General features: G+C 68.6%; 17 protein-coding genes and 3 pseudogenes. 3 read left to right on the top strand and 17 right to left on the bottom strand.

The annotated features are described in order from the left end of the window. Positions 1-10: 10 nt before the first annotated feature. Positions 11-301 (bottom strand): annotated as a pseudogene (locus QM699_RS01045) (integrase core domain-containing protein); the annotation flags it as partial. A 200-nt stretch (positions 302-501) separates the two neighbouring features. On the opposite strand from QM699_RS01045, the gene QM699_RS01040 reads away from it, so the two are divergent. Continuing rightward, complete coding sequence (locus QM699_RS01040; RefSeq protein WP_415009423.1) at positions 502-2436, top strand: ISL3 family transposase; 1935 nt, start codon at positions 502-504, stop codon at positions 2434-2436. Positions 2437-2578: 142 nt separating this feature from the next. On the opposite strand, the gene QM699_RS01035 is transcribed toward QM699_RS01040, so the two are convergent. The 4 genes and pseudogenes from QM699_RS01035 to QM699_RS01020 form a co-directional block, all read right to left on the bottom strand. Next, positions 2579-3841, bottom strand: a complete 1263-nt coding sequence (locus tag QM699_RS01035) for a glycerate kinase type-2 family protein (RefSeq protein ID WP_415009422.1) — start codon at positions 3839-3841, stop codon at positions 2579-2581. A gap of 1 nt (position 3842) precedes the next feature. Further along, on the bottom strand, positions 3843-4634 hold the full coding sequence (locus QM699_RS01030; protein WP_415009421.1) for an enoyl-CoA hydratase/isomerase family protein: 792 nt from the start codon (positions 4632-4634) through the stop codon (positions 3843-3845). Further along, positions 4631-5275, bottom strand: coding sequence for a hypothetical protein (locus QM699_RS01025; protein ID WP_415012820.1), 645 nt, complete (start codon positions 5273-5275; stop codon positions 4631-4633). The genes QM699_RS01030 and QM699_RS01025 overlap by 4 nt, the downstream gene beginning before the upstream one ends. Positions 5276-5516: 241 nt before the next feature. Beyond that, positions 5517-6167: pseudogene (locus tag QM699_RS01020) on the bottom strand (CoA-transferase); the annotation flags it as partial. Positions 6168-6323: 156 nt separating this feature from the next. Here QM699_RS01020 and QM699_RS01015 point away from each other — a divergent pair. Continuing rightward, on the top strand, positions 6324-7142 hold the full coding sequence (locus QM699_RS01015; RefSeq protein ID WP_415009420.1) for an aldo/keto reductase: 819 nt from the start codon (positions 6324-6326) through the stop codon (positions 7140-7142). 171 nt (positions 7143-7313) lie between these two features. On the opposite strand, the gene QM699_RS01010 is transcribed toward QM699_RS01015, so the two are convergent. The 8 genes from QM699_RS01010 to QM699_RS00975 all read right to left on the bottom strand — a co-directional run bounded on the left by QM699_RS01010 (position 7314) and on the right by QM699_RS00975 (position 16450). Further along, positions 7314-7625 (bottom strand): Dabb family protein, encoded by a 312-nt coding sequence (locus tag QM699_RS01010; protein ID WP_415009419.1) that lies wholly within the window; start codon positions 7623-7625, stop codon positions 7314-7316. Positions 7626-7647: 22 nt separating this feature from the next. After that, a complete protein-coding gene (locus QM699_RS01005) occupies positions 7648-9258 on the bottom strand; it encodes a GMC family oxidoreductase (RefSeq protein WP_415009418.1) in 1611 nt (536 codons plus the stop codon). Then, the gene (locus QM699_RS01000) at positions 9258-10754 is read right to left on the bottom strand and encodes an aldehyde dehydrogenase family protein (RefSeq protein WP_415009417.1); all 1497 of its coding nucleotides are present in this window, start codon (positions 10752-10754) and stop codon (positions 9258-9260) included. The genes QM699_RS01005 and QM699_RS01000 overlap by 1 nt, the downstream gene beginning before the upstream one ends. A 20-nt stretch (positions 10755-10774) precedes the next feature. Continuing rightward, a complete protein-coding gene (locus QM699_RS00995; RefSeq protein ID WP_415009416.1) occupies positions 10775-11824 on the bottom strand; it encodes a zinc-dependent alcohol dehydrogenase in 1050 nt (349 codons plus the stop codon). Further along, complete coding sequence (locus QM699_RS00990) at positions 11824-12759, bottom strand: ABC transporter permease (RefSeq protein WP_415009415.1); 936 nt, start codon at positions 12757-12759, stop codon at positions 11824-11826. The genes QM699_RS00995 and QM699_RS00990 overlap by 1 nt, the downstream gene beginning before the upstream one ends. A gap of 17 nt (positions 12760-12776) precedes the next feature. Then, a complete protein-coding gene (locus QM699_RS00985) occupies positions 12777-14282 on the bottom strand; it encodes a sugar ABC transporter ATP-binding protein (RefSeq protein ID WP_415009414.1) in 1506 nt (501 codons plus the stop codon). A gap of 11 nt (positions 14283-14293) precedes the next feature. Continuing rightward, positions 14294-15256, bottom strand: a complete 963-nt coding sequence (locus QM699_RS00980; protein WP_415009413.1) for an ABC transporter permease — start codon at positions 15254-15256, stop codon at positions 14294-14296. An 81-nt stretch (positions 15257-15337) separates the two neighbouring features. Continuing rightward, a complete protein-coding gene (locus QM699_RS00975; protein WP_415009412.1) occupies positions 15338-16450 on the bottom strand; it encodes a sugar ABC transporter substrate-binding protein in 1113 nt (370 codons plus the stop codon). A gap of 212 nt (positions 16451-16662) precedes the next feature. Between QM699_RS00975 and QM699_RS00970 the strand changes: the two genes are divergently transcribed. Then, positions 16663-17358, top strand: coding sequence for a TetR/AcrR family transcriptional regulator (locus QM699_RS00970; protein ID WP_415009411.1), 696 nt, complete (start codon positions 16663-16665; stop codon positions 17356-17358). Positions 17359-17371: 13 nt separating this feature from the next. Here QM699_RS00970 and QM699_RS00965 read toward each other — a convergent pair whose 3' ends face one another. The 4 genes and pseudogenes from QM699_RS00965 to QM699_RS00950 all read right to left on the bottom strand — a co-directional run bounded on the left by QM699_RS00965 (position 17372) and on the right by QM699_RS00950 (position 20377). Beyond that, positions 17372-17800, bottom strand: a complete 429-nt coding sequence (locus tag QM699_RS00965; protein ID WP_415012659.1) for a GlcG/HbpS family heme-binding protein — start codon at positions 17798-17800, stop codon at positions 17372-17374. Positions 17801-17837: 37 nt separating this feature from the next. Beyond that, positions 17838-18746, bottom strand: a pseudogene (locus QM699_RS00960) (electron transfer flavoprotein subunit alpha/FixB family protein); the annotation flags it as partial. Beyond that, positions 18746-19507 (bottom strand): electron transfer flavoprotein subunit beta/FixA family protein, encoded by a 762-nt coding sequence (locus tag QM699_RS00955; RefSeq protein WP_415009410.1) that lies wholly within the window; start codon positions 19505-19507, stop codon positions 18746-18748. The gene QM699_RS00955 and the pseudogene QM699_RS00960, both read right to left, overlap by 1 nt. A gap of 12 nt (positions 19508-19519) precedes the next feature. Beyond that, positions 19520-20377 carry a sugar phosphate isomerase/epimerase family protein gene (locus tag QM699_RS00950; RefSeq protein WP_415009409.1) on the bottom strand — a complete coding sequence of 286 codons (858 nt, stop codon included), beginning with the start codon at positions 20375-20377 and terminating at the stop codon, positions 19520-19522. Positions 20378-20380: the final 3 nt, after the last annotated feature.

Here is a 20380-nt window from a genome sequence, read left to right as displayed (position 1 = left end):
GGTCCCTCGATCATTGTGAGAGCCCTTGGTTTTGATAGCGGACCTCCGTCGCCGACGGTAGCGGGCGGCCGGCGGAGCGGTTGGTGTGGCGGAGCCGGCCGGCCGCGGGGTCCTGGCGAACCGCATCCGGTGTCAGGCCGCCGTGCGCCGAGTGGGGCCGGACGAGGTTGTAGTCGAGCCGCCAGCGCTCGATGGTCGTGCGGGCCTCGGCGAGGTTGGCGAACACATCCTCATTCAGGCACTCGTCGCGCAGCCGGCCGTTGAAGCTCTCGACGAAGCCGTTCTGCTGCGGCTTTCCCGGCGTGTCAATCGGCTCGGGATCGGGACCCCTGATCGGCGTCCAAAAGGGGCTCTGACTCAATCTCGGTGCAGGCCATCGGCCTGGCGGATAGTCTCCGGTTCCGAACCAAAGGGGAGCGGGGGATGGGTCGAGACTGATCGTCGGCGGCATTGTTGCCGCCGGGACTGATCATCGAGCGGGTGCGGATAGAGGAGAGCGGCGTGGCGGCGGTCGCGCGGTCCCGCGATGTCGGATCGGCCTGCCCAGGCTGCGGCAAGCTCTCGCGGCGGGTCCACAGCCGTTACGTTCAGTCACTTTCCGATCTCCCTGCCCACGGCCGGCGCGTCAGTATCGCGCTCACGGTGCGGCGGTTCCGATGCGGCACCGACATCTGCCCGCGGGTGATTTTTGCCGAGCGGTTCGGCGAGGACATCGTCGCCCCTTACGCCCGCCGCACGGCGCGGCTGCAAACCATCGCTCACCATCTCGGCCTGGCGCTCGGCGGCCGCCCCGGCCAGGGGCTTGCGCGACGCCTGCTGATGCCAGTGAGCAAGGATACGCTCTTACGGACCGTTCGCGCGCGCGCACCGGCGGCGCGACCAACTCCGCGAGTAATCGGCATCGACGACGGGGCGTGGAAGCGCGGGCATCGTTACGGCAGCATTGTTTGCGACCTGGAGCGGCGCGAGATCGTCGATGTCCTTCCCGATCGAGAGGGCGCCACCGTCGAGGCCTGGCTGGCGGATCATCCTGAGGTCGAGATCGTCTCGCGCGATCGCGGGGGCGGCTACGGCCATGCTGTCGCTCGTGCAGCGCCAGAAGCGATCCAGGTCGCCGATCGCTGGCATTTGATAGAGAACGCGAGCCAGGCCTTCCTAGGCGTGGCTCGGCGGTCGATGGCCCCGATCCGGCGCGCGCTCGGCGCGGGCATCGTGAACCCTGAGTTGCTGACCTGCGCCGAACGGCTCCAGTATGAAGGTTTCCTGCGTCGCGAGGAGATGAACGCGGCCATCCGGACACTGGCCGATGAAGGCGTGCCAATCAGGCGGATCGCCGCGCGAACCGGCTGTGGACGACAAACCGTCCGACGCATTCTCCGCGACGAACGCGATGACGTCTTTCGCGTCCGCGTAAGTTCGCTCGAGCCTTGGCTCGCCCAACTCGACGAGGCCTGGCGCGGTGGATGCCACAATGGCGCCGAGCTCTGGCGCCGCCTCCGGGGCGCCGGCTTCGGCGGCGGCCTGCGTGTCGTCACCGAGTGGGCCACCCGTCGCCGACGCGCGGAGGCGGCCCAGGCTTCCGGTCCTCGAAAGTGCCCGTCGGCGCGGAAGATCGCGATGATGCTGACCCAGATGCGCGACGTGCCGGTGTTCGATCCGAGGAATCTCGGCGATGCCGGATCGGTCTACGATCCCTTCGTCAATCTCGGCTTCCTCGCCGGGGTGACGCGAACCATTGCGCTCGGCACCGCAGGGATCGTACTGCCGCTACGCCATCCGATGATGGTGGCGAAAGCCGCCGCCTCGGTCGGTCATCTCTCCGGCGGGCGGCTGATCCTCGGGCTGGCGTCGGGCGACCGGCCGGTTGAGTATCCGCTGCTCGGCCTCGACTTCAAGCGGCGCGGCGAGACCTTCCGCCGGAGCTTCGCCTATCTGCGCGACGCGAGGAAGGATGGCGGCCTGCCGATGGGCGAAGGCCGGATCGCTCCCAATCTCGACCTGCTGCCCAAACCGCTCCAGCGGCCGATCCCCTCAATCATCGCCGGCAACGGCCAGCAATCGAACGAATGGATCGCCGCCAACATTGACGGGCGCTTCGTCTATCCGGGCGACCTGTCCAGAATGGCGCAACAGGCGTCCGACTACCGGCGGCTGCGCAAAGAGGCCGGCGGCGATCGCGGCGTGTTCATCAGCGCCTTCCACCTCGACCTCGCCGACGATCCCGGCGAAGCGCCGACGCCGCGCCGCTTCGGCGCACGCGCCGGGCGCAAGCCCTTGCTCGATCATCTGGACGGGCTGCGGAACGCCGGGGGCGATCACCTCGCCATGCTGCTGCGCCCGTCGCGCCGGCCGCTGCCCGAGGTGATCGACGAACTCGCGCGCGATGTGCTGCCGCACCTCGGCCACCCGACGTCGTCCAGCCAGGCCGCCGCCTGACCATGATCCAAAGATGGCATCGCCGCATCCGGAATTGCCGCGGGGCGCGACATCGTCCTGACCACCAAGGTCTGGGCCCTCGACGTCATGACGCCGCACCTTCGCGCCGTCCTCGGTGAGGACAGGGTGGCGCCCCGCGTCATCACCGCACGAGGATCGCCCGAAAGTCGTTGACGTTCGTGCCTGTTGGACCAGTATCAAATAGATCGCCGAGCCGGTCGAAGGCGCCCCAGGCGTCGTTCGCGCCAAGGCAGGCCACCGGGTCAAGACCGGCCTCGCGGAGCCGCCCGGCACTGGTGCCGCAGGCGAAGGCACCGGCGTTGTCCTCCGATCCGTCGATGCCGTCGGTGTCGGCGGCAAGCGCGGCCACGGGCAACCCCTCGGCGGCGATGGCGAAGGCGAGCAGGAATTCGGCATTGCGCCCACCACGGCCGCCCGCGCCCCTCAGCGTCACCGTGGTCTCGCCGCCGGAGAGGATCACCGCCGGCCGGGCGAAGGGGCGGCCGCGGGTCGCGACCTCGCGGGCGATGGCGGCATGGACGCGACCGACATCGCGCGCCTCGCCTTCGATCGCGTCCGAGAGGATGACGGCCGGCACCCCGCCGGCCTGCGCGGCTGCGGCCGCGGCCTCGAGCGACAGGCGGGCGGAGGCGATCACGCGGGTCTCGGTGCGCGCAAAGCGCGGGTCGGCGGGATCGGGGGCGGCGGCCTCGGCGCCGTCCAGCCAGGCGGCGACCCGGGGCGGCAACGCGATGCGCCAGGAGGCGGCGAGCGCCCGGGCCGCCGCGCGGTCGAGCGGGTCGGGGATGGTCGGGCCGGAAGCCACCTGCGCCGGATCGTCCCCCGGCACGTCCGAGACAACGAGGCTCACCACCCGTGCCGGATGGGCCGCCGCCGCCAGCCGGCCGCCCTTGATGCCGGAGACATGCTTGCGGATCGCGTTCATGACCGAGATCGGCGCGCCGGAGGCGAGGAGCGCGCGATTGAGGTCGGCCTCGTCCTCAAGCGTCAGCGGCCCCGGCGGGCAGGGCAGGAGCGAGGAGCCCCCGCCGCAGACGAGCGCCACCACGAGATCCTCCGGCCCGAGGCCGCGCACCGCCTCGAAGAGCGCCCGGGAGGCCGCGAGCCCGGCGGCGTCGGGCACCGGGTGGGCGGCTTCCAGCACGCGGATGCGCCGCGTCGGACAGCCATAGCCATAGCGGGTGACGACGACGCCCTCGAGCGGGCCGTCCCACAGCCGCTCGAAGGCCGCCGCGAGCTGGGCGGCACCCTTGCCGGCCCCGACGACGATGGTGCGCCCCCTGGGCCGCGCCGGCAGGGTGGAGCGAAGCGCGGTCTCCGGGTCCGCCGCCATGACGGCCACGCGGAACAGCCGTTCCAGAAGCGCGCGATCGTTCCCGTTCATCCTAGGCTTCCTCCCCCGCCGGTTGCGCGAAAGACGGCACGCGCCGCTCCCGATAGGCCGCGAGCCCTTCGGCAAGCTCGGCCGAACCGGCCGCAAGGGCCCCGGCCAAGGTCTCAAGCACGCGCTCGGTCTCCTCTCCCTCAGCCGCGTTCAGCAGCAGCTTCACGAATTCCGTCGCCCGCGGCGCCCGGCCAGTCAAACGCTCGATCAGCCGGTTCGCAGCTGCGACACCTTCGCCGCGCGGCACGACCGCGTCGGCAATCCCGGCCGCGAGCGCTGCCTCGGCGGTCAGTACCTCGCCGAAGAGCGCCATCCGCCGAACGACCTGCACGCCGAAGCGACGGACGGTGCGTTGCGTGCCGGACCAGCCGGGGATGATGCCGAGCCCGCTTTCGGGCAAGGCAAAGCGGGCGTGGGCCTCGGCAATCCGGGCGTCGGCGCAGGCGGCGAGCTCCAGCCCGCCGCCGAAGGCGTCGCCGTTGAGCAGCGCGACGACCGGCTGCGTCAGCCGGGCGAGGGCGTCGAAGGCATCATGGCCGTCGCGCAGCCATGTCCGGGTAAACTGGTCCGGTGACAGGCCCGACCAAGCAGCGATGTCGCCGCCGGCACAGAAGGAGTGATCCCCCTCTCCCGTCAGCAGCACCACCCGCGCCGGGGATCGCTCGATCGTCCAGCAATGGGCGCGGAGCGCTTCGACCATTGCCGCGTCAAGCGCATTGCGCTTCTCCGGCCGGGCGATCGTCAGGCGCGCGACCGCCCCGTCGATGTCGAGGCGAAGCCGGGGATCGGTCACAGCGCGAGCCCCATCGGTTCGGGCCGGAACAGCGCCGAGTCCATCTCGACCAGCCCGTCGGAGACCCGGAGCGGCGTCGCAGCCTGATTGAGGATGTCACGCTGCAGGTCCATGCCCGGCGCGATCTCCGTCACGACGAGGCCGTCCGCCTCCAGCTTCAGGACGCAGCGCTCGGTGACATAGGTGACGTCCTGCCCCTGGGCGCGGGCGCGGCGGCCGGAAAAGCTGACCTGCGCGACGGCGGGGACGATCTTCGCGACCTTGCCCTCGCGGTCGATGACGAGCCGGCCGTCCTCGACATGCATCTTCGCCCCGGCATTGAAGTTGCCGGAAAAGACGATGCGCTTCGCCCGCGTGGTAATATCGATGAAGCCGCCCGCCCCGGCGGTACGGTGCGGGGTGCCGGGCAGGCGGGAGACGTTGACGCTGCCGTCGGCACCGATCTCGAGGAAGGAGAGCAGCGAGGAGTCGAAGCCGCCCGCCTGGAAATAGAGGAACTGATGCGGCGAGGCCACGAAGGCCTCGGCGTTCGACGCACAGCCGAACTTGAAGTCGAGGAGCGGCACACCGCCGACCGGGCCCTGCTCGATCACCCAGGTGACGGCTCCGTGGCGGCCTTCCTCGATCAGGATTCGCGGCACGTTCGCCGAGATGCCGAAGCCGAGGTTGACCGCCCAGCCGTCGCGGAGCTTCCCGCGCCACCCGGCGGGCGATGACCTTGCCGGGGTTGAGTTCAGGCGCGGCGAAGCTTGCGAGCGGCAGGAAGATCTCGCCCGAGATAGCGGGATCATAGGGCGTCGCCGTGGTCTGGAGCTGCTCCGGCGCTTCGACAACCACATCGACAAGGATGCCCGGCACCCGCACGCCATGGGGACGGAGCGAGCCGCGGGCGGCGATGCGCTTCACCTGAGCGATGACGAGGCCGCCGCAGTTGTGCGCGGCCAGCGCCATCTCCATTGCGCCGAGCAGAGCGCCTTCCTGCTCGAAGGTGAGGTTCCCGTTCTCGTCGGCTGTGGTCGCACGGATGATCGCCACCTCCGGCCGGATCGCCGGATAGAAGAGCCAGTCCTCGCCGTCGAAATCAACCCGCCGTACCAGCGGCTCGGCGCGCGCGCTGGCGTTCATCGCGCCACCCTCCAGCGCGGGGTCGACGAAAGTATCCATGCCGACCTTGGTCAGAACGCCAGGTCGGAGTGCCGAGCCCTCGCGCAGCATGTCGAACACGACACCCGAGGGTAGGTTCCAGGCTGCGACGTCCTCCGCAAGGATACGCTGCCAGACAAGGGGGGGCTCGGCGTTGGTCGGGCCGGAGGGATAGGAGCCGCCAATGATACGGCGAATCATGCCGGGATGCGCCAGGTGGTCGATGCCCGGGGTGCCGAACATGTCACCGGCGGCGATTGGATGCACCGTTGTGAGGCCCGATGGTGCCGCCTCCTCCACGAAACGTGCGCCAAGTGCAGCGAGCACCGCGTCTGGACAGAGCAGCCCAGAGGACGCGTTCACGGCGACGGTCGCACCGTCCGGAACCATCCGGGCGGCCTCCGCGGCCGTCTTGATCTTTGCCATGGCGCATCCTCCGACGATATGTTTTAAGTAACTGGATGGTTATGTTTATAACCACGAAACGCCCCGACCTTCAAGGGGGCAGACGCCGGCATGACCACGCCGGAGACCGGAGAGGGACAGATGAGCATCTGCTTTCAGAAGACCTACCAGCGAGCCTTCGGAACCTACCCGCTGAAGGGCGCGGCCTTGCGCGATGCCGTGGCGGCGGCGCTCGCGGCGGGCTACCGTGCCTTCGACACCGCGCAGATGTACGGCAACGAGGCCGATACCGGCGCGGCACTGGCCGAGAGCGGGGTTGCGCGCGAAGAACTCTGCGTCGTGACGAAGGCGCATCCCGACAACTACTCCGAGGCTGCCTTCCTGCCCTCCGTCGAGGCGAGCCTCGCGGCGCTGCGCGTCGAGGCGGTGGACCTCCTGCTCCTGCACTGGCCGCCGATCGGCGGCGATATCGCGGAACCGGCGCGGCTTCTCCTTTCCGCGCAGGAGCGTGGACTGGCCCGCAACATCGGCGTCTCCAACTTCAACGCGGCGATGATGCGAGAGCTTCGCGGGCTGACCGATGCCCCGATCGCCATCAATCAGGTCGAGTTCCACCCGCTGCTCGACCAGAGCGCCCTGCTCGCCGCCGCCGCCGAGACCGGCATCCCGCTCGCCTCCTACTGCTCGGTCGCGCGCGGCGAGGTGTTCAAGTATCCGCTCTTCGCGGAGATCGGCGCGGATTACGGCAAATCGGCGGCGCAGGTGGTGCTGCGCTGGATCCTGCAGAAGGGCGTCAGCATCAACACCATGTCTACGAAGCCCGCGAACATCCGCGCGAACTTCGACGTGATGGATTTCACCCTGTCATCGGTCGATATGGCGCGGATCGAGGCGTTGACGGGGACGGGATTTCGCGTCGTCCACAAGGACCTCGCTCCCTGGGCTCCCGAGTGGGACTGAAGAAAAAGGCGGGGACGGCGCGGAGCCGTCCCCGCAGTAGGGAGGATGCGTGGTCAGGGCAGCAGCGTAGAGCGATATCCGACCAGAGGGGATCGTCTGGTGGTTAAGACGCCGCGAAAACAATCATCCGGAGCGGACGGCCCGGCTCTGCCGGGACGGAGTCCGCTCCAGTTAGAGGATTACGTCCATCACGAGCACCCCGTCAGCGCCGCCTTCGAGTTCGGCGACGATCCGCTCGCCGATCGCCCGGTGCGTCGGGTCGACCAGATAGGCATCCCGGACGGCCTCGTCGCGGAAATCGAACCAGAACACATCCCGGAAGCCGCGCACCAGCGGCACCTCGACGGAGACATTCGCGAAGTGCCGGAAGTCGAGGATGCCTTCGATGACGTCCGACAGACCGGCGAGGTCGCGATAGATCGCGTTCCGGGTTTCCGGCGACGTGCCTTCGCGAAAGCGAAGCGTGACGATGTGGCGGAGCATGGTCTTTCCCTTTGCGGCAACTTCAGCGATTCCCCCGGATCAGGTCGGCGGCGCGCTCGCCAATCATGATCGTTGGTGCGTTGGTATTCGAGCCGACAAGCGAGGGCATGACCGAACTGTCGCAGATGCGGATCCCGTCGAAACCGTGCAGGCGGAGCTTCGGGTCGACCACCGACATCGCGTCCTGTCCCATTCTGCAGGTGCAGGTCGGGTGATAGGAGGTGCGACCATAGCGCCGGGTGTAGGTCTCGAAGTCGACTTGCGTCGTCACGCCGGCATCGGGGAAGCGGATCGCGCGGATGTGCCGGGCGAGCGAGGACTGGCGGAAGACCTCGACGCTGATCCGCACGCCCTCGGCCGAGATGCGCAAATCCTCTGGCTCGGCGAGGAAATTCGGATCGACGACCGGCGTGTCGCGCGGATCGGCGGAGCGCAGGCGCACCGTCCCGCGCGAGGCGGGGCGCAGCGTGTAGCTGTTGAGCGTGATCCCGGACGCGCCCTTCTGGACCGAGGGCACCCCCGCCTCGGCGCCCGCGCCGGCGAGAAAGTGAAACTGCAGGTCCGGCCGCTCTCCCCGCTGGCGGTCGGCGCGCCAGAATGCGCCGCCCTCGACGACGTTCGAGGTAACGGGCCCGGAGCGGAAGAGCGCATATTCGAGCCCGGCCCAGACCATCCAGTGCGGCCGGTTGTAGCGGTCGAGACTGCGGTGGGCGTTCAACTCGGCGACGATATCGACACCGAAATGGTCCTGGAGATTCTCGCCCACGCCGGGCAGGTCGGCAAGGAGCGCGATCCCGTGTTCTGCGAGATGCGCCGCCGGCCCGATGCCCGACAGCATCAGGAGCTTCGGGGTGCCGATCGCGCCCGCGGTCACGAGGATCTCCTGCGCGGCCTGCACCGTCGCCACCCGACCATCGACCGCGTAGTCGACCCCGGCCGCCCGCCGCCCGTCGAAGCGCAGACGCAGCACCTGCGCGCGGGTGATGACGGTCAGGTTCGGGCGTTTGAGCGCCGGCCGCAGATAGCCGACCGCGGCCGAGCAACGGCGGTTGTCCCGCGTCGTCGTCTGGTAGACCCCCGCCCCCTCCTGCACCGGGCCATTGAAGTCGGGGGTGTAAGGCATCCCGGCCTCCTGGCAGCTCTGGACGAAGGCCCGCGTCATCGGGTTCGGATCGGGGATGTTCGAGACGCCGAGCGGCCCGTCCGTCCCGTGCCAGTCGCCCGATAGGATCGCATTGCCCTCCGAGCGCAGGAAATAGGGCTGGATGTCCTTGAACCCCCAGCCCTCGGCGCCCTCCTCCACCCATCGGTCGTAGTCGGAGGGGTGGCCGCGGGTGAAGATCTCGGCGTTGATCGAGGAGCCGCCACCCAGCACCCTAGCCTGGGCATAGGGGATTTCGCGGTCGAAGGCGTGGCGTTGCGGCGCCGTTGTTAGGCCCCAGGTGAGCGGGCCGGTCGTCATCCGCGCGAAGCCGACCGGCATGTGGATGAGCGGGTTCGTGTCCCGCCCGCCGGCCTCCAGCAGGCAGACGCGGGCATCGCAATCCTCGGAGAGCCGCGCGGCCAGTACGCAGCCGGCCGAGCCACCGCCGACGATCACATAATCGAACGCATCGGCCGGCTCCCGTGCCATCACGCGATCCATCGGGCCCGGGGGCCGGTCTCGATATGGACCGACTTCACCTGCGTGTATTCCTCCACACCGAGCATGCCTGCCTCACGGCCCCAGCCCGACTGCTTGAAGCCGCCGAGCGGCATCTCCGGGCCCCCCGCCATGATCGTGTTTACCCAGAAGCGGCCGGCGCGCACCCGGCGCGTCACCGTCAGAGCCTTGTCGATGTCGCGGGTCCAGACGCTAGCGGCGAGGCCGTAGACGGTGTCGTTAGCCAGCGCCACCGCCTCCTCCACCGTCTCGAAGCGGAAGGACGAGAGGACGGGGCCGAAGATCTCGTCGCAGGCGATCGCCATGTCGCGGGTGACGCCGGAAAAGAGCGTGGGCGCGATGTAGCTGCCGCGCCCGAGATCGACCGCCGCCCCGCCGGTCACCACCCGCGCGCCCTCGGACCGGCCCTTGTCAATAAAGCCGAGGATCGTGGCGTTCTGCGCCTCGGTGGTGATCGCGCCGACCTGCGTCGCCGCGTCCAGCGGGTCGCCCACGCGGATCCGCGCCATCTTCTCGGCCAGCAGCGCCTCGAACGCGTCGGCGACAGAGGCCTCGACGATCAGCCGGCTGGAGGAGACGCAGCACTGGCCGGTGTTGAAGCTGATGCCGAAGGCGGCGGCGTCGGCCGCGTCCTCGAGGTTGCTATCGGCGAAGACCACGATCGGATTCTTGCCGCCGAGTTCCAGCCCGAGCTTCTTGAAGTTCGACGCTGCCGAGGCCTGGACGCACGACTGCCCGACCGCGGTCGAGCCAGTGAATGACAACATGTCGACGTCCGGGTGCTCGGTCAGCGCCTGGCCGATCGTCCGGCCCGATCCGGTGACGACGTTGTAGACCCCGGCCGGCAGGCCCGCTTCGGCCAGCACCTCGGCGAGGAGGAGCGTCGTCGCAGAGGTCACCTCGGACGGCTTCACGACCAGCGCGCAGCCGCTCGCGAGGATGAAGGGCACCCGCTCGCAGAGGATAAGGAAAGGGAAGTTCCACGGCGTGATCAGCCCGACGACGCCGATCGGCTCGCGCAGGGTCAGGCCGAAGAGCTTGTCCCCGAGGCTGTTGAAGCTCTCGCCATGCAGCAGCCGCGCCACGCCGGCGGCGGTCTCGAAGCAGGCGATGCAATGGTCGATCTCGCCCAGCGCCTGGGTGATCGGCTTGCCGTTTTCCAGCACCTCCCAATAGGCGATCTCGTCGCGCCGCTGCCGCAGGATCGCGGCGGCCCGCAACAGCACGCCCGCACGTTCCGCACCAGAGAGGCCCGACCACCGCCGGTCCTCGAAGGCCCGGCGCGCGGCGGCGACCGCGTCATCGAGATCGGCAACAGTGCATTTCGGAATGCGCGTCACCGCTACGCCGTGACCCGGAGAGGCGCGCTCGAAGAGATCACCGCCCTCTCGCCATTCCCCATCCACGAAGAAGCCGAAGGTGCGCGGCGTCTCGGGCAGGGTCAGAATCCGGCTGACTTTGTTCATGACATCCTCCACATATCTCGTCAGGCAACGGCCGGATCGCGGCCAATCCTGATCTGTGTCTTCAGGTCTTCGGGCCGGCTTGCCAGCGTCTCGAAGGCTTGCGTGATCGCCTCGAGCGGGAATTCGGCCCGCGTGAACGCCTCGGTGCGGAAGCGCCCATGGGCGAGGAGCGTCAGCGCCGTGTGCATGTCCTCACCCATTCCGGCGACCGAGCCCTTGAGGCTCGTCTCCTCCAGGATCGTGCGCAGGATACCGACGGGAACCGAAGCCTCCGGCCCCGTCAGGCCGAAGAAGGCGACATGCCCGCCCTTGCGGATCAAGTCGAAGGCCTGTGCATAGAGCCGTTCGCTGCCGACGCTCTCGATCACCACATCCGCGCCGCGCCCGCCGGTCAGGCGGCCCACCTCGGCGGCCAGCGCCGCTGGGTCGGAGATCGCAGCATCGGCGCCGGCCTCCAGCGCCATCCTGCAGCGGTCCTCTGAGAGATCCGCCACGAGGATCGGCGCGGCCCCCGCGAGCCGCAGCATCTGCACATGCAGGTTCCCGATCGGCCCGGCGCCGAGCACGACGACCGACTGGCCGGGCCGGATGCCGGCCTTGTCGGCCGCCCGCACTACGCAGGCGACGGGCTCGGTCAGGGCGGCGACGGCGTCCGGCAGGGTGTCGGGGAGCGAGATCACCAGTCGCGCCGGCAGCGCGACATACTCGGCGAAGGCCCCGTCCCGGCCGATCCCGACCTGGGCCATCTCCGGGCAGTTCAGGATCTCGTTCCTCCGGCACCAGAAGCAGGTGCCGCAGCCGATATTGATGTCGGCGACGCAGCGCGTGCCCGGTGCAAGGTGGCGCACGGCATCGCCCACCGCCGCGACCGTCCCGCAGAATTCATGGCCGGGAACGAGCGGCAGGCGGTCGGCGGCATAGTGCCCGTTCCAGATATGGATATCAGTGCCGCAGATGCCGGTCCGGCTGACGCGGACGAGCGCATCCCGCGGGCCGATGGCCGGCACCGGCACCTCGCGGATCTCGAAGCGGCGGGGCTCGATGAGAACTGCGGCGCGCATCCGTTCCATCACTTCACCGTCCGGAGTTTGGCACGGTCCATGGTCAGCGCGATGGCGAGGATCAATACGAGGCCGAACAGCATCTGCTGCTGCGTCGCCTCGACGCCGAAATAGAGCATCGACGCCCGGATCACCGCGACGATCAGCGTGCCGATCGCGGTGTTGAGCACGCCGCCCACACCGCCGGTCAGCGGCGTGCCGCCGACCAGCACCGCGACGATCGCCGGAAGGAGAAAGCCATTCGCGATCGTCGGCGCGCCGCCCGAGAGCTTCACCGCGAAGAGGAGCCCCGCGACGGCGGCGAGCGCGCCGGAGATCGCGAAGGCGAGCACCTTGTAGCGCCGGACGTTGATCCCGGCCGCCGCCGCCGCGGGCTCGCCGGCACCGACTGCCTTCAGTACGCGGCCAAGCACGGTCCGCCGCTCGATGAAGAGGCAGAGGATCAGCAGGCCGAGCGCGATGAAGAGCTCGTTCGGAACGATACCGGTGCGCCCGATCATCCAGCCGAAGAGCGCGTTGCGCTCGGCCGCGTCCATATTGAGCGCGCGGTTGCCCGAGAGCCATTGCGCGATCGAGAAACAGATGCCGCCGACCGCCAGCGTCGAGATGAAGGAGGGCACCCTGAGCCGGGTGGTGACGACGCCCGAAAGCGTTCCGAGCAGGAAACCGACCAGCACGCAGAGCAGCCCGACCCAGATTCCGAGATGCGCAAGATAGAGCGAGGCGATGACGGTGATCATGTTCGCCATCGACTGCGCGGAAAGGTCGATGCCGCCGATGTAGATGGCGAAGGTGAGCCCCAGCGCCATGATGAAGAGCGGCACGATGTCGCCGGCGAGCGACAGGAGGTTCGCCGGATGCAGGAAGGCCGGCTGCGCGATGCCGACAATCACCACGAGGACGAGGAGCGTGATCCAGGGCAGATGCGGCTTGAGACGGGTCATGTCCATGATCGGGGCCCTCAAACCATGTAGTGCAGAAGATCGAACGGGGTCGGCTTGGCGCAGGGCGCGCAGTCGAAGCGCTGGCGCACCTCCCCGTCGCGCAGCACAAGAATCGTATGGGAGAGTCCGATGGCCTCTTCCAGCGTGTCGGCAACGAGGAGGATGCCAACGCCGTCGTCGCTCATGTCGCGCACCATATCGTAGACATCCTCCTTCGCGCCGATGTCGAGACCGCGGGTCGGGTGGTCGAGCAACATGATGTCGGACCCGCCCGACCGCCATTTGGCGAGCACGACCTTCTGCTGGTTGCCGCCGGAGAGATTCCCGCAGTCGGCATATTCGGAATGCGCCTTGATCGAGAGCCGCTTGATCCAGTCTCGCGCCAGCGCCTTCTCGGCGGCGACGCGGAGCACACCCCCGGTGGCGTAGTTGTCGAGCTGGCTCAGGGTCATGTTCTCATAGACCGACATGCCGGCCACGATCCCCTCGATCTTGCGCTCGCGGGGCACGTAGCCGACCCCGAGCGCGACCGACTTCTCGGCGGAGAAGCGGCCGATCCGCTGGCCCTTGATCGCGACGCTACCGGCACGCGGCGTAAGCATCCCGTAGATCGCCCGCACGATCGCCGCCCGGCCCGAGCCTTCGGTGCCGACGAGGCAGAGCACTTCGCCGGCGTGGAGCTTGAGCGAGGTGGCGATCCCGCGGCCAGGAAAGACCGCGCGGTCGAGTTCCACCAGCACCCGGTCCGGGTCGTAGGGCTTCTGCCGCCGCTCGCGGTAATATTCCCGGTCGACGTCGCGGCCGACCATCTTGTGTTGGATCAACTCGGCGTTCGCCTCGGCGCGCGCCACCACGTCGACGACCTGCCCGTCCTTCATCACATAGACCCGGTCGGAGAGCTCCAGCACCTCGTCCATCCGGTGCGAGACGAAGATAAAGGAGGCGCGCGTCGTCAGCTCGCGCACCAGCTTGAACAGGAGCTGCACCTCCTCCTTGCTCAGGACCGAGGTCGGCTCGTCGAGCAGGATCACGAGATCGCCCTTCACCCGCTCCTCCAAGGTCAGCACCTTGGCGAGCTCGACGAGCTGGCGCTGGGCGAAGGAGAGGGTCGAGGTGGTAACACCCGGGTCGATGTCGAGCTTCACCTTGGCGAGCTGCGCCCGCGCCGCCGCCGCCATCGCCTTCCAGTCGATCACGCCGAAGCGCACGAACTGCGCCTCATAGCCGAGGAAGATGTTCTCCATCACCGTCAGGTTCGGGATCAGGGACTGTTCCTGGAACACCATCCCGATGCCCTTCTCCATCGCCTGGCGGGGATTGGCGAAGGCGACGGGCTTGCCGTCGATGAGGATCTGGCCGCCGTCCGGCTGATAGGCGCCGTAGATCACCTTCATCAGCGTGGACTTGCCGGCGCCGTTCTCGCCGACGAGGCCCACGACCTCGCCGCGCCGGATCTCAAGGTTGACCGACTTCAGGGCATGGACGCCGGGGAAGCGCTTCTCGACATTGCGAAGTTCGTACATGGCCCCTGCCCTCACTTCACGAAGGAGACCGACCGGCGATCGGTCGAGAGGACGACGGCGACGATCACGAGCACACCGAGGACGCCCTGTTGCAGGAAGTCGGGCAGGCCGATCACCACCATGCCGTTGTTGATGACGCCGACGATCAGCACGCCGACGAGGGCGTTCCAGACCCCGCCGACCCCGCCCGAGAGCGCGACGCCGCCGACGACCGCCGAGGTGATCGAGATGAACATGAAATTCGCGCCGGTGACGCTCTCGGCCTGCCCGATCCGGGCGAGGACGAGCACTGCGGCGACCGCGTAGAAGCCCCCCGCGAGCGCGAAGCCGAGAATGCGGACACGCTTCACGTTGACGCCGGAGGCATGGGCGAGATCCTCGCCGCCGCCGACCGCGTAGAAGTTCCGGCCAAGCGTCGTGCGCTCCTGGATGAACCAGGCGACAAGAAGGCCGAGCCCGGCGACATAGACCATCAGGGGAAAGCCGAACCAGCGCACTGTCAGGAGGCCACGGAAGGACTCGTCCTCGATGCGTACGATGTCCCCTCCGGTCAGCAGCACCGCGGCCCCGGTCCCGACGAAACCGAGCGCGAGGCTCGCCATGAAGGAGGGAATGCGCAGGCGCACATGGATGAAGCCGTTCACCGCGCCGATGAGCGCACCGAGCACCAGCACCGCCGGCAGCGCCAGCCAGCCGAGCGGCAGCAGCGTGCCGCCGAGCCCGAGGAAGATGTAGGCGAAGAGCACCGCGGTCAGCGAGATCGTCCCCTCCATCGAAAGGTCTATCGACCCCATGACAATGATGAAGGTGACGCCGATCGCCACCATCAGCGCCGGCGCCGAAGCGATGGCGATGCGGGCGAAGTTCCGCACCGAGAAGAAGGTCGGGTTGATCGCGGTGAACAGGATCACCAGCGTGAGCAGCACCAGCACCGGCGCCCATTTGGTCAGCACTTCACGGGGAAGGCGTGGCACGGCCCAGCTCCCTATCGTTTACGGTTGTGGGGATGCGGGCTGGCGCGGCGCCCCGCGGGCGCCGGACCCAGCCTCGGGAGATCAGTTGTAGGCGATGCCGCCGTTCGACGGGCCCCAGAAGTCGGACCAGTCATAGGCCGGAGTCGCATCCATGTACTTCGCCTTGAAGGCCGCCGCGTCCTCGGCGGTGACGAGCACGGTCGGCCCGTAGAACTCGCGGTGGTCGCGCGGCTCTTCCGACGGTTTGAAGCTGCCGATCGCCGCGTGATAGGCGAGCGACGCGGTGATGCCGCCACCCCAGTAGGGGTTCGTGAAGACCGTCGCCAGCAGCTTGCCGTCCATGACGAGCTTCACCGCCTCGGGATTGCCGTCATAGGCGACGATCGGCATCCCCTCGATCCCCTCGGCGCGAAGCGCCTCGAGCACGCCATAGGCGATGTTGTCATTGGCGCAGTGCACGCCCTTGATCTCGTCGCCGTAGCGCGTGAGGAAACTCGCCATCAGTGCCGCGCCCTTCTGGGTGTCCCAGTCCGCCGGCTGCGCGTCGAGCAGCGTGATGTCGGGGTTCCGGGCCAGCGCGTTCTTCAGCCCCTGCAGCCGCTGCACCGCCGGGTTGTTCGCCGGGATGCCGCCGAGATGCACGATGCCGCCCTTGCCGCCCATGGCCTTGAACAGGATCTCCGCCGTCTGCTCGGACGGCTTCACGTCCGACCAGGTCATGTGCGAGACGTAGTTGTCGCCGAAATCCCAGGGATGCAGGTCGTCGGTCTTGTTCCAGATCGTCGAGATGAAGGCGTTCTGCGCGGCCACCGCCTCGACCACCGGCCGGGCATTCGGGCTGTCATTCGGGTCGCAGGCGATGGCGCAGTTGCCGCCGGTCTTGCTCAGGAATGCCTTGATGTCAGCGAGCGACTTCTCCGACGATCCTTCGTTGATGAGATTGACGAGCGTGTCCTTCGGCCGGCCGATCGACTCGACGAAGCTCTCGCCGCCCGAGACGATAGCGTTCCAGTAGGCGGAGGCGCGGTCGCGATAGCTCCAGGCGATGGCCGGATCGGTCAAGGCGGCGTGTGCGGCCCCGCGCCCGAGAGCCATGGGCAGGGCCATCGCCCCGACCCCGGCCGCGGCGCCGAGCAGGAGGTTGCGACGGCTGACCGTCGCGCGCTCGATGGTATCCCGAATGAAAGTGGACATGGTCTTTTCCTTCCCCTTGGCCCACGGCGTGGCCGCGATCTCCGGTGGGCGTCGGACACTCGCAGGCCCTTGCCCATCTCACATTATGCACTAACTGGTTACTTTCTTGACCGGACGTGAGTCAAGGGTCTTAATGGACAAACCGACAGGGTCGCTCCATGATGGCCGCGGATAGGCGCGGCAATGACGCCCGCCCCTCATGGGTGAACAGCATGGAAGACGGGTCCGAGAACGAGACACTGTCCCGGGAAACGGGCTACGCGGAGCCGGCCGAAAAGCCTGCCACGAAGACCCGCACCCGCGACCCGGAGGCCACGAAGGCGCGCATCCTCCTTGCCGCGAAACGCGAATTCGCGCGCAACGGGTTCGGGGGCGCCAGGGTCGATGACATCGCCGCCAAGGCGTCCGCCAACAAGCGGATGATCTACCATTATTTCGGCAGCAAGGAGGACCTCTTCCAGACGGTGCTAGAGGAGGCCTACGTCGACATCCGCAGCGCGGAGCAGAAGCTGAACCTCGACCATCTGGATCCGCCAGAAGCCCTGGCGCGCCTGGTGCGCTTCACCTGGGACTATTACCTGCGCAACCCGGAGTTCCTGACGCTCGTCAACAGCGAAAACCTCCACCGCGCCAAGCACCTGAAGAAGTCCGAGGTGGTGAAGGTCGTCAGCCGGAAGTTCGTCGGCATGGTCGCCGATATCCTCGACCGCGGCGTCGCCTCGGGCGCCTTTCGCGAGGGGGTGAGCCCGGTCCAGCTCAACATCACGATCGCGGCGATCAGCTATTACTACCTGACCAACCGCTTCACCGGCTCGATCGTCTTCGAGCGCGACCTGATGGCGAAGGAGGCGCTCGCCGAACGCATCCACTTCAACATCGACACGATCCTTCGCCTGGTCGCCCGCTGATCCGACCTGAGGGTCAGGACTCCCAGCCGAGACCTTCCTGCGCCAACGCAGCCTTGGCGCAGGCGATGTCCTCGAAATCCTGCGCGCCGGAGACGCCGATCCCGCCCACGACCGCGCCCTCGTGGACGATCGGCAGCCCGCCGCCCCAGACCATCAGCCGCGGCCGGTTCTGGAAGCCGAGCGCCAGCGAGGGCGAACTCGTCATCCGCTCGAAGAACGCCTCCGTGCTCCGGCGCATCGTGGCGGCGGTATAGGCCTTGTCTGCCGCGAATTCGAGAACTGGCGGGGTCGCCTCGTCCATCCGCGCAAGCGCGAGCGGGACTCCCGCCCGGTCCACCACGACGACGGCGATCCGCCACCCCTGCCGCTCGGCTTCCGCCACGGCAGCTGCGGTGAGGCGCAGGGCGGTCGCGCTTGAAACGGCAACCTGAGAAATGAGCATGCCTGGACTTCCCCCTGCTCACAGCTTCTGCTTGAGCTTCCGGCACCAGCGTGAACAGATCGCCGACGAGGCCATAGTCGGCCACCTGGAAGATCGGGGCCTCCTCGTCCTTGTTGATCGCGACGATGACCTTGCTGTCCTTCATGCCGGCGAGATGCTGGATCGCGCCCGAGATGCCGACGGCGATGTAGAGCTGCGGCGCCACGACCTTGCCGGTCTGGCCGACCTGCCAGTCGTTCGGGGCAAAGCCGCTGTCGACCGCCGCCCGGCTCGCACCCACCGCGGCGCCGAGCGAGTCGGCGAGCCCGGCGATGATCGCGAAATTCTCCTCGGAGCCGACGCCGCGGCCGCCCGAGACGACGATCTTCGCGCTGGTCAGCTCCGGCCGGTCGGAGGCCGCAACCTTGTCCTCGACCCACGACGACAGCGCCGGATCGGCGGGCGCCGCCACCGGCTCCACCGGCGCCGAACCACCGGCCCCCGCGGCGGCAAAGCTCGCGGTGCGGATGGTCATCACCTTGACCGGATCGGCGGACTTCACCGTCTGGATGGCATTGCCGGCATAGATCGGCCGCTCAAAGGTGTCGGCATCGACGACGCCGGTCACGTCCGACAGGATCATCACGTCGAGAAGCGCCGCCACCCGCGGCAGCAGGTTCTTGGCGAACGCCGTCGAGGCCGCCGCGATATGGCCATAGCCGGGCGCCAGCGCCACGACCAGCGCGGCCGTCGGCTCCGCCATCCCGTGGCACAGCGCATGGTCCCCGGCGAACAGCACCTTGGCCACGCCGTCGAGCGTCGCCGCCTCGGCCGCCGCCGCGTCGCCGCCCTGACCGGCGACGAGGACATGAACCTCGCCCAGCGGCTTGACCGCGCTCAGCGCCTTGGCCACGGCGTCGGTGGCCAGCGCACCCTCGTTCACCTCGGCAATCAGAAGAACCGCCATCAGAGCACCCCCGCCTCGGACTTGAGCTTCGCGATCAGCTCGTCCACCGAGCCGACCTTGACCCCGGCCTTGCGCGTCGCGGGCTCCACGGTCTTCACCACCGTCAGCCGCGGCGTGACGTCGACGCCGTAATCGGCCGGCGTCTTCTCCTCCAGCGGCTTCTTCTTCGCCTTCATGATGTTCGGCAGGCTCGCATAGCGCGGCTCGTTCAGGCGCAGGTCCACGGTCACGATCGCCGGCAGCGCGACGGCGATCGTCTGCAACCCGCCGTCCACCTCGCGGGTGACGGTCGCCTTGCCGTCGCCGACCTCGACCTTCGAGGCGAAGGTCGCCTGGCCCCAGCCGAGCAGCGCGGCCAGCATCTGGCCGGTCGCGTTCATGTCGTTGTCGATCGCCTGCTTGCCGGCGAGCACGAGACCCGGGCCTTCGGCATCGACGATCGCCTTCAGGATCTTCGCGACGGCGAGCGGCTCGATGTCCGTGCCGGCGTCCTCGGCGGCAACGACGAGGATCGCCCGGTCGGCGCCCATGGCGAGCGCGGTGCGCAGCGTCTCCTGCGCCTGCTTCACGCCGATCGACACGGCGATGATCTCGGTGGCGGCGCCTTTCTCCTTCAGGCGGATCGCCTCCTCGACGGCGATCTCGTCGAAGGGGTTCATGCTCATCTTGACGTTCGCGAGATCCACCCCGCTCCCGTCGCCCTTCACCCGAACCTTCACGTTGTAGTCGATCACCCGCTTAACGGGCACGAGGATCTTCATCGCCTTCCTCCCTCAGCAGACCGTCCGTACGCGTTCGACCATCACGTCGAGCACATCGGCCGGATCCCGCTTCCACCAGTTTTCCGCCGAGAAGATCTCGACCTCGCAAGGGCCGGCATAGCCTGCCGCCTCCGTCGCGCTACGGATCGCCCGGATATCCGCGACCCCCTCGCCCATCATCCCCCGGTCGAGCAGCACGTCGCGCGTCTCGGCCAGCCAGTCGCAGAGATGCAGCCCGAGGATTCGCGCACCCGCCCGAACCAGTTGTCGCGACAGATCGGTGTCCCACCAGACGTGATAGACATCGACCGCGACCCCGACATTCGGCGCGGCGATAGTGTCGCAAAGATCGAGCGCATCGCGCAGCGTCGTCAGGCAGGATCGGTCGCCGCCATAGACCGGGTTCAGCGGCTCCAGCGCCAGCCACACGTCCCGCGCCGCGGCGTAGGGGGCGGCCTCCGCCACCCGGTCCGCCACCAGCCGCAGGCTCTCGGTCACACCTTTCGTCCCGGGCTCGACACCGCCGGTCACGATGGTGAGCACCGGCGCCTCCAGCGCCGCCGCCATGTCGATCGCCGCGCGGAATTCATCCATCACCGCCGCCCGTCCCGGCGGGGCCAGCGGCCCGACGAGGAACGGCGCGCGGCAAAGGCCCGCCACCGCCACCCCCGCGGCCCGCGCCCGCGCGCCGATCTGCACAGCACGGTCCCCGATTTCCCGGCGCCAGAAGACGATGCCGCCGAAACCGCGTGCCGCGCAGGCGTCGATGGTGCGTTCCGGCGACCAGCCCGCGCCGGCGCTCGCCATGTTGTGGCCGAGGGTCGCGGTGTTGAGTGCGACCGCCGACAGGTCCGATCCGAAGTCCCGCATCCC

This window comes from Amaricoccus sp., from assembly GCF_047602525.1.
Taxonomy (GTDB): domain Bacteria; phylum Pseudomonadota; class Alphaproteobacteria; order Rhodobacterales; family Rhodobacteraceae; genus Amaricoccus.
The sequence above is the reverse complement of the archived record's forward strand: the minus strand, read 5'-3'. Positions and strand labels throughout refer to the sequence as shown.

Bases quoted from the DNA above. Each gene is read 5' to 3' on its own strand.
- QM699_RS01035 (WP_415009422.1), bottom strand. From the start codon at position 3,841: ATGAACGGGAACGATCGCGCGCTTCTGGAACGGCTGTTCCGCGTGGCC.
- QM699_RS01015 (WP_415009420.1), top strand. From the start codon at position 6,324: ATGAGCATCTGCTTTCAGAAGACCTACCAGCGAGCCTTCGGAACCTAC.
- QM699_RS01010 (WP_415009419.1), bottom strand. From the start codon at position 7,625: ATGCTCCGCCACATCGTCACGCTTCGCTTTCGCGAAGGCACGTCGCCG.
- QM699_RS01005 (WP_415009418.1), bottom strand. From the start codon at position 9,258: ATGGCACGGGAGCCGGCCGATGCGTTCGATTATGTGATCGTCGGCGGT.
- QM699_RS01000 (WP_415009417.1), bottom strand. From the start codon at position 10,754: ATGAACAAAGTCAGCCGGATTCTGACCCTGCCCGAGACGCCGCGCACC.
- QM699_RS00995 (WP_415009416.1), bottom strand. From the start codon at position 11,824: ATGGAACGGATGCGCGCCGCAGTTCTCATCGAGCCCCGCCGCTTCGAG.
- QM699_RS00990 (WP_415009415.1), bottom strand. From the start codon at position 12,759: ATGACCCGTCTCAAGCCGCATCTGCCCTGGATCACGCTCCTCGTCCTC.
- QM699_RS00985 (WP_415009414.1), bottom strand. From the start codon at position 14,282: ATGTACGAACTTCGCAATGTCGAGAAGCGCTTCCCCGGCGTCCATGCC.
- QM699_RS00975 (WP_415009412.1), bottom strand. From the start codon at position 16,450: ATGTCCACTTTCATTCGGGATACCATCGAGCGCGCGACGGTCAGCCGT.
- QM699_RS00970 (WP_415009411.1), top strand. From the start codon at position 16,663: ATGGAAGACGGGTCCGAGAACGAGACACTGTCCCGGGAAACGGGCTAC.
- QM699_RS00965 (WP_415012659.1), bottom strand. From the start codon at position 17,800: ATGCTCATTTCTCAGGTTGCCGTTTCAAGCGCGACCGCCCTGCGCCTC.
- QM699_RS00955 (WP_415009410.1), bottom strand. From the start codon at position 19,507: ATGAAGATCCTCGTGCCCGTTAAGCGGGTGATCGACTACAACGTGAAG.
- QM699_RS00950 (WP_415009409.1), bottom strand. From the start codon at position 20,377: ATGCGGGACTTCGGATCGGACCTGTCGGCGGTCGCACTCAACACCGCG.